The sequence below is a fragment of the Desulfobacula sp. genome (assembly GCF_021107415.1).
In genome coordinates, this window is record NZ_JAIOSW010000263.1 from 1 (window position 1) to 8,495 (window position 8,495).

Sequence of the window (8,495 nt, forward strand, 5' to 3'; positions counted from 1 at the left end):
GAAGAAGGGTTTAACTGGAAGACTATTGTGGGTGCCATTTTTATCGGTTTTCTCATGATGCCGGGAAGCATGTATCTTCAGCTGGTCATCGGCACAGGAATAGGTCCGGCCGCAAGATGGGTGACCATTATCCTTTTTGCAGAAATTGCAAAAAGGGCTTATTCCGACTTAAAACAGCAGGAAATATTTCTTCTTTATTATATGGCCGGTGCGGCAATGGCATCCCCTTTTCAGGGGCTTTTATGGAATCAATACCTGGTTCAATCCGATGCCGCCAAGATGCTTGGACTGACAGAATTTATACCATTATGGATAGCACCCCAGCCCGAATCAATGGCGATTTTAGAAAGAACCTTTTTCCACCAGGACTGGTTAATCCCCATTCTTCTTCTGGTGGGTTCACAAATCATCCAGAGAATAGATCAGTTTGGACTGGGGTATGCATTGTTTCGAATCACTTCCGATGTTGAAAAATTGCCCTTTCCCATGGCACCGGTGGGTGCTTTGGGAACGATTGCCCTGGCGGAATCCAGGGATGAAAAGCTTAAAAGCTGGAAATGGCGGGTCTTTTCCATTGGCGGTGTCATCGGACTTGCGTTTGGAGCAGTTTATATTCTCATTCCGGCAGTTTCAGGTCTTATTTTTACTGAACCCATTCGACTGATTCCCATCCCCTGGGTGGAGCTGACAAGACATACAGAAGGTATCCTTCCGGCAGTTGCAACCGGTATTCAGCTGGATCTGGGACTAATCTTTCTGGGTATGGTTCTTCCTTTCTGGGCTGTAATCGGCGGACTTATCGGACTTTTAATTACCATCATTGTCAACCCGATGCTGTATCACAATGGAATTCTCCACAGCTGGCACCAGGGTATGGGGACTGTTGAAACTATTTTTGCTAATAATTTTGATTTTTATATGAGTTTTGGTATCGGGCTTGGACTTTCCATCGGACTGATCGGGTTATGGCAGGTCGTTAAGTCCTTTAAAGGGTCTTCGAACATGGAGAGAGGCAGTTTAAAAGACCTTTTTAACCCTCCCCCGGGCAGGGGAGATTTTGATTTCAAGATTGCCATTGCCATTTATATATTTTCAACCCTTGCCTACGTGGTGCTGTGTACGATTTTAGTTCCTACCTTTCCATGGATTTTTTTCCTTCTTTACGGATTTATCTATACCCCGGTCATTTCCTATATCACTGCCAGGATGGAAGGGATTGCCGGACAATTTGTCAGTCTTCCTCTGGTTCGAGAAGCCAGTTTCATCGCCGGGGCAAAATATTTCGGATATCAGGGGATTGAAATCTGGTATGCACCGATTCCCATCCATAATTATGGTGAAGCAACTGTAAATTTCAGACAAATTGAACTGACCGGGACAAGCCTGAGAGGTGTTATCAAAGCAGAATTTATTGTTTTCCCAATCGTCATGATTGCAAGCCTGCTTTTTTCACAATTCATCTGGCGCCTGGCTCCCATCCCGTCCAGCAGTTACCCCTATGCCCAGGAACTATGGCATCTTCAGGCATTAAACACCCTGTTAATGCAATCCTCAACCATGGAAGGCAATTCTCTTTTTTACCAGGCATTAAATGGAAATGTTGTTTTCTCAGGCATGGGGTTTGGTGTCATCACTTATGCAATTCTCACTTTTTTTGGATTGCCGGTTCTCCTGATCTACGGTATTGTCAGGGGGCTTGGCCAAAGCACTCCCCATGGTATGATATTAGAAGTTTTAGGTGCCCTTTTAGGCCGGTTCTTTTTTCTAAAACGGTATGGAAAACAATGGCGTCAATATGCACCGGTTCTGCTGGCCGGCTTTTCATGCGGAATGGGATTGACCGGTATGTTTGCAATGGGTTTGACACTCATATTAAAATCTCTTGGAAGTACTGCTTTTTAAAAAACAATACTTGTGGTAAACTATGAATTGTGTTTGAACAAAAACCTGAAAACATTTTCAAATACAAGGCGAGCGATAATGAAAATAAAGATACTCATTTTCTGTTTTTCAATTTTTTTGTTTTCCCCATACCATGCCCATGCAAAATTTCCAATCCATCTTGGCGGGTTTGAACTGGGAGACAACATTTCCAAGTATCATCATCTCATTGATATGAAAACCTGCAGGGAAGATACATTTAATAAATACATTGGTGAAGGCAAGACACTCCAACGGCCGGGATTCAAATCCGGGGTGATCGCCTATGGATTGTGTGATGCACCCGATAAAATATTAAGGATTAAATTAAAATTTGCTGATGCATCAAAATCTTTTTTTAAAAAATTGCTGCGCCGATATGAAAAAGAACTGGGTCCCCCGAGTGAATACCGTGGTGATCCCTTCCAAACAATCATTGCCTGGAAATGGTCGTTTGTAAATAATAAAAAAGAAAAAATAAGTCTTACCCTGCAGCACAACAGCATGGTTGAGGATGAAAAACTTGGGAATGCTGTAAAACTCACACTGACCAGCCAGATCGAAAAAGAAAGGGTCTGTTTTATGACAAAATCCCCCGGCAGGAATATTATAGAACCTCTGCCCAGGCTAAAAGGAAAGGCCTTGTGGGATCTGTATATCCCCTATTGATGAAAAGAGTTATTGTTGATGCCTAACCCAAAGGAACTTTTGCAGAAAAAATTTGCCTGGAATGGCGTCTCGCTCAGACTGCCAATGACCTGGGAAATTGACAGTCTTGATAAGGACCATGTTATTATAGGTGAAGATACCCAGCCGAGAATGGAAATAAAATGGACTGACTCACCGGAAAAATTCACTCTGGAAAGATACTTAAAAAATTTTATAGCTCAAACACAAAAGAAACTTAAAATTAAAATTTATGAGCGTTCAACACCCGATTCTTTTAAGCAAACCAACCCGGATCTCGAATTTTTCTTTTTTTCATGGGAAAGCGCCTCTTCCTTTGGAAGGGGTTCTCTTATTTTCTGCTCTCATTGTAAAAAATTTTCTTTGATACGATTTTTCTCAAAATCAAAAACATTTGACCTATTGCAGGAATCAATTCTACTATCATATAAAGACCATTCAAATGATGGTCACAACTACTGGCAAGTATTTGGATTACATTTTTCAACGCCTCACAAGTTTAGCATGACAGACTATAATTTTAAACCGGGCTGCTATATTTTAAATTTTGAGTCCAAAAAGACAAAGCTGACTGTTTACTCCTGGGGCCCTGCATCATTTTTGCTGTCAAAAATAAGTATCACAGAATTTGCAACCCAGCGGATCAGGCGGCTCCAGGGGTTTGCAAAATCAGGTGTTTGCAAATGCGGTAATTTTTTTCAATGGAATTATCAGCAGGAAATTATAAAAAACAGCCATATCCTGCCCTTCCTTAACCATTACTCACGCTACATGATTTTCAGGATATGCAAGGAAAAACAGAGTAATAGAATTATTGGTGTTATGGTTGATTCCCGGGGAAAATTTGAACATGATTTAATAAAAGAGTCTGTTATCGGTGATATATAGAAAAAAAAATACGCTTAAAAAAAAAGACGCCCTTTTGTGTATTCCTGAAAAAAACACAACGGTTAAAGAAACCTATCTGGATTCAGGCGATTTGATTCTCACATATCAGGCCATGTATAAGCCATTTTTTTTAAAGATACAAAAAATAATCAGACAAAACTCCAAAAAAACATTCACAAGAAAAATCCAGCTTGACGGATTAGGGGTTGATGTCTGGTCCCTTTTAGACGGTGAAAAAAATGTTAAGGCGATTATCAAAAAATTTGCAACCCGCCATACCTTAAACTATAAAGAGGCTGAAATTTCAGTTACACTTTTTTTGCGATCTTTAGGAGAGAAAGGGCTGATCGGGATTAAAGAGCCTTAATCTCAGACATTGTCCATTGCTGCCGTTATATTGTTTTCAATATTCAGGTACCCGTCAAAGCCGGCTATATCAAAGACTTCTCTCACATAATCCTGCAATGTACAAAGCACGATATTCCCTTCCATGCGTTTGAGATCCTTTGTGGTTTTTAACATCACTCTTATACCTGCGCTGGAGATATAATCCAGATCTTCCAAATTAAAAATCAATTTTCGCTGACCGTTTTCAAGGGCGGCATATACCCGAGTTTCAAATTCTGAAGACGTGTTGGAATCAAGACTGCCCTTCACACTAAATATTTCTACCCCATTATTATTTTCCTGGAAAATTTCCATGAATGATATCCCTTATAATTATTATTTTAAGTCAAGATTCGACATCTGCATGCTCATCATCTGTTATATACTTTTTGAGCACAATTATATTTTTACCCTTTTTACGATAATATTGACAATCATCTGCAAAATATTTTACAAAGTGAATCCCCAGACCACCGACAAATCGTTTTTCAATGGCACATTTTGTATCAGGTGCGGCTGCGGATGTAAAATCAAACGATTTCCCATCATCTTCCATGCGAATTGTCAATGACTTTTCATCACAGGATAAAGACAAATCAATATCATGTTCTTTATCATCATTGAATCCATGGCACACCACGTTTGTAAACAGCTCTTCAAGAATCAAATTTATTTCTTGAAACTTTTGTTTGGTACAGTCAATGGCTGTGGACAGCTTTAAAACAGCCTTTTTAATCTTGTCCAGATCATTCAAATGATTTTTTAATTTTATGGATAAATTAACTTTTCCCATACCAAATAGTGTAATGACACCTAATTAATTTGTCAATCTCAATCTCTCTATATCAGGCTCGATTCCATCTATATCAGGCTGATGCCTAAAAGATTTTTTAAATCATCTCTTTGTTTTGATTCAAACTCAAGGATACATTTTCTTTCTGCCTGCAAAATTCTTTGTCCGATAGATCTTGCGATTTTAAACGCTATATCGGGAAACTGGGCCACTACTTTGGAAAAAGCCTCCCGGGTCATGACCATACAGGTGGTGTCTTGTGTTGCAATGAGTGAAAACTGTTTTACCATGGGCGCAATGAGAGACAGCACACCAAAATAATTTTCCGCTTCATATTCACGGATTAAATACTCTTTTTCCTCTTTTTTTAAAACAAGCTTTGTTTTTCCTGATACCATATAATAGGAACACCCGTCATCATCATCCTGGCGAAAAATAAAATCTCCTGCTTTATAAGATTGTCTTTGGCAAAGAAAGGCAAAAAGTTTCATAACCTCAATGGGGATGCCGGAAAAAAAACCTATCTGTCTGAAAATATTGAGATTTTCCACAAATTCACTTTTATCTGCTGAATCACTTTTGTTCATTAACGAGTCCATAAAAATACCCCTTTCTATCCATCAGTTCATCATAGGTCCCCATTTCCACAATTTTACCGGCCTTCAAAAAAGCAACCTTGTCATATTCTTTCACAATATCAAGTCGATGCACAACAGCAATCAATGTACTTTTCCCTTTCCAATGCCGTGAAAGCACATTCTGTATCCTTTTTTGGGAAATATTATCAAGAGCTGAGGTTGCCTCATCCAGGATCATAATCGGCGGTGATTTTAAAAAAATTCTGGAAATAGCCAATTTCTGTTGCTGCCCGCCGGAAAGATTATTGCCTTTGGTACCCACCTCAAAATTCATACCGATCTCAATCATTTTCTCAAGAAAATCCTCCCCAATCAGAAGCGCCACCATAAATTGATTTATTTTTTCCCGGGCACCTGGATTCGTTGTCTTAACTATACCAAACAGGATATTATTAAATATAGTCTGGGAATGAATATATTGGTCATTTCTAAAAAATGCGACGGCATGCGGATCTTTTTGCATGATCCTTTCCCGGAACATGTATCTTCCTTCAAGGATCAGATTGATCATAAATTCAGGAAGAATCGCAATCCTGTGTTTTCCCGGGGAAAACCGCAATGCCAGCTCTAGAAGGTCTGTTTTTTGCTGTTTGTTTATCTGGTGAAGATTTTTATTTTTTATCTGCGTAACAATAGTTTCATATTTTTCAAACTCTTCCAGCTTAATAGGGCTTTGTTCAAAAAACATCTTGTCATGGGAAACATTTTTCAAAATATCCACTGTCTGGTCGGCAATTTCTTTGCCCAAGGCCAGAAGAGGTCTTGTCAGATCCGCATCATCTATAAATTCCAAAAAAAAGGCACTTTTTACTAATTTATGATTTTTAAACTCCTCTGCAACCGATGCACCAAAAATTATATTATCTGCAATATTTGCATAAGAAAAAAATTGTTTTTCATCAAAAAACTCAACCCATTCACCCACGGTATCTCCAAACTCTTTCTGGAAATTTTCCCTCATCTTAATGATAACCGGGATAAACTCTTCAGCCGTATTATCAACAATGGTGTTCAGTCCGAATCTCAAGACATCCACAAAAAGGCCGGATTGTTGAAGGACGTGGACAAGTCCGTCCAGCTCCGGCTTACACTCCCCGTTCAACGAACACGTCTCACCATGAAGTGCTGTATAAGAATACATAAGGTTCTCCTTGATGGTACCATCAAAGATAAAAGGAGACTGAGAGACCAGGCCCACATTTTTTGTAATATCCGCTTTAGTGAGGTCTGAGATTTCAACATTGTCAATGGTTGCATGACCCGACGTATATTTGTAAAGCTGGGCCAGGCATAAGGCCAGCGAACTTTTGCCACTTCCTGAAAAGCCCACCAGGGCAATATGTTCCCCCGGAGCAATCTTAAGGCTGACATCATCGAGCAGTTTTACCCCTTCTTTTGTTTCCAGGCTCATATTCTCCACGTTGATGGAAACATCCAGTTCATACGGTTCCCTGTCTTTGGATGTCAGCTCATTCTCAATTTCAACATCAAAATAGTTCATGGTTTTATAATAATTTACAGATCCATCCTGATACACCTGATAGAACTCAATGAGTTCCTTCCATGGATCATACAGCTTTTCCTGGGCAGACAGAAATGCAACCAGGGTACCCAAGCCCAACTGTCCTTTAATCGCCAGATAACCACCGATAATAAAAATCAAAAAAGGCCCCATATTAATAAAAAAGTTGCTGACAACTTTAATGGAAAACTTATAGATGCTCCATTTTATACGAATTTTCATCAGGGAATCAACAATATTATCATATTTATTATTTTCAATTTCAAATGCACCATTGGCCTGAACTTCATGGATACCGGAAACAGACTCGACAATTCTGGACGACAATTTCCTGGAGGTATTCACTCTTTTCTTATTGTCCCGGTTCACGAATTTTTGCAAAAGTGGAATCACGTAGAGCATGACAGGATATATGGAAAACGATACAATACCCAGTATCGGGTTCAGAACAATCAGGTACCCGGCAAAGGCCAAAAGGGTGACGATGTTGGTCAACGGTACTGCCACCGCCATCCCCACAAAATTACCCGGAATGGTTAATTCATTAATAAGTGAGTTGACCACCGTACCGGGCTGGGTATTTCTGAAAAAGTTCAAGGGCATGGTCAAAATATGATGGTATAACTGCTTCCGCATTTGGGCCGTCACTTTTTGACTGATCTTGGTTTGAATGATATTAATAATCAGTTTAAATATCGATGCCGAAACAACTGCAGCAAGATAAATCCCGCAGTAAATGCCCAGAAGATCCAGTTTTCTTAAATTGATCGCTTCATTGACAATTCGTTTCTGCATTTCAAGGGGAACCACCCTGATGGCAACCGTCAGCGGAATAATTGTCAGCAGCAGAATCTGAAGTTTTACATTGCCTTCAAGAATCCATGATGCCAGGGACCTTTTTACAACGGGTATTTTTGATTTGTCCTTTTCTTTTTTCAAAGCCATTTTTTTCTGCCGGGACCTTTCTTTTCAATTTATTATATTTTAATAGATTACGATACCATCTCTGTTTTTTTTAAACCAGAATTAAAAACCGGACAAGTTTATTCTTGACCTGTTTTGGACAAGATGATATAAAAGCTGGGTCAATTTCGGAGGAGTGGCCGAGCGGCTGAAGGCGGCGGTCTTGAAAACCGTTAAGTGTTAAAGCTTCGTGGGTTCGAATCCTACCTCCTCCGCCATTTACAAAACACGGAGAAATGGCCGAGTGGCTGAAGGCGCTCGCCTGCTAAGCGAGTATGGGTGTTGTTATCCATCTAGAGTTCGAATCTCTATTTCTCCGCCACAAACAACGATCTTAGGGATTTTAAGCCTTGGCTTTCAATCCCTTTTTTTGTTTCAGTGCTGTCAAAAATGCTGTCAAAATGTTTTTGCAAAGCAATCTTATGCTGTGGTTTGCCAAAATACGGTCATAATACAATATCAACACGATGCGGGTTTTTCAAAATTTATTGTAAATACCAAATTAACCTGATATTCAGATGTGCTTCTTGTGAAAAATTAATATAGGAGCACATAATGTATCGAGCGTTATAATCCGGTTGTTGGCTTTTCAGTTTGAAATAATTCAAATTCTGTTCAAATCAAAAGATGACCTTGTTTTAGAAACTATAGAACTTCGGCAGCAATTAGCAACTTACCAAACAAAAAAAGAAAATCC

At 39.4% G+C, this 8,495-nt stretch carries 8 protein-coding genes and 2 tRNA genes; 6 read left to right on the top strand and 4 right to left on the bottom strand.

Going from position 1 to position 8,495, the window contains the following annotated elements; genetic code table 11:
• The 4 genes from K8S13_RS14015 to K8S13_RS14030 form a co-directional block, all read left to right on the top strand.
• Nucleotides 1–1,902: peptide transporter (locus tag K8S13_RS14015; protein ID WP_291463380.1), on the top strand; the 1,902-nt coding region annotated here is incomplete at its 5' end.
• Nucleotides 1,903–1,980: 78 nt separating this feature from the next.
• On the top strand, nt 1,981–2,589 hold the full coding sequence (locus tag K8S13_RS14020) for a hypothetical protein (protein ID WP_291463381.1): 609 nt from the start codon (nt 1,981–1,983) through the stop codon (nt 2,587–2,589).
• Nucleotides 2,590–2,607: 18 nt separating this feature from the next.
• Nucleotides 2,608–3,495, top strand: a complete 888-nt coding sequence (locus K8S13_RS14025) for a hypothetical protein (RefSeq protein ID WP_291463383.1) — start codon at nt 2,608–2,610, stop codon at nt 3,493–3,495.
• Nucleotides 3,485–3,862, top strand: coding sequence for a PqqD family protein (locus tag K8S13_RS14030; RefSeq protein WP_291463384.1), 378 nt, complete (start codon nt 3,485–3,487; stop codon nt 3,860–3,862). The genes K8S13_RS14025 and K8S13_RS14030 overlap by 11 nt, the downstream gene beginning before the upstream one ends.
• 2 nt (nt 3,863–3,864) lie before the next feature.
• On the opposite strand, the gene K8S13_RS14035 is transcribed toward K8S13_RS14030, so the two are convergent.
• The 4 genes from K8S13_RS14035 to K8S13_RS14050 form a co-directional block, all read right to left on the bottom strand.
• Entirely contained in the window at nt 3,865–4,197 is a 333-nt protein-coding gene (locus K8S13_RS14035) for an STAS domain-containing protein (RefSeq protein WP_291463385.1), read from the bottom strand.
• Between the two features lie 31 nt (nt 4,198–4,228).
• Nucleotides 4,229–4,675: an ATP-binding protein gene (locus K8S13_RS14040; protein WP_291463387.1), complete on the bottom strand. Its 447-nt coding sequence runs from the start codon at nt 4,673–4,675 to the stop codon at nt 4,229–4,231.
• Between the two features lie 68 nt (nt 4,676–4,743).
• Nucleotides 4,744–5,262, bottom strand: a complete 519-nt coding sequence (locus tag K8S13_RS14045; protein WP_291463389.1) for a Crp/Fnr family transcriptional regulator — start codon at nt 5,260–5,262, stop codon at nt 4,744–4,746.
• Complete coding sequence (locus tag K8S13_RS14050) at nt 5,249–7,780, bottom strand: ABC transporter ATP-binding protein/permease (protein ID WP_291463390.1); 2,532 nt, start codon at nt 7,778–7,780, stop codon at nt 5,249–5,251. The genes K8S13_RS14045 and K8S13_RS14050 overlap by 14 nt, the downstream gene beginning before the upstream one ends.
• A gap of 148 nt (nt 7,781–7,928) precedes the next feature.
• Here K8S13_RS14050 and K8S13_RS14055 point away from each other — a divergent pair.
• Both K8S13_RS14055 and K8S13_RS14060 read left to right on the top strand, forming a co-directional pair.
• A tRNA-Ser gene (locus K8S13_RS14055) sits at nt 7,929–8,016 on the top strand.
• Between the two features lie 12 nt (nt 8,017–8,028).
• Nucleotides 8,029–8,120 (top strand) — tRNA-Ser (locus K8S13_RS14060).
• Nucleotides 8,121–8,495 lie beyond the last annotated feature (375 nt).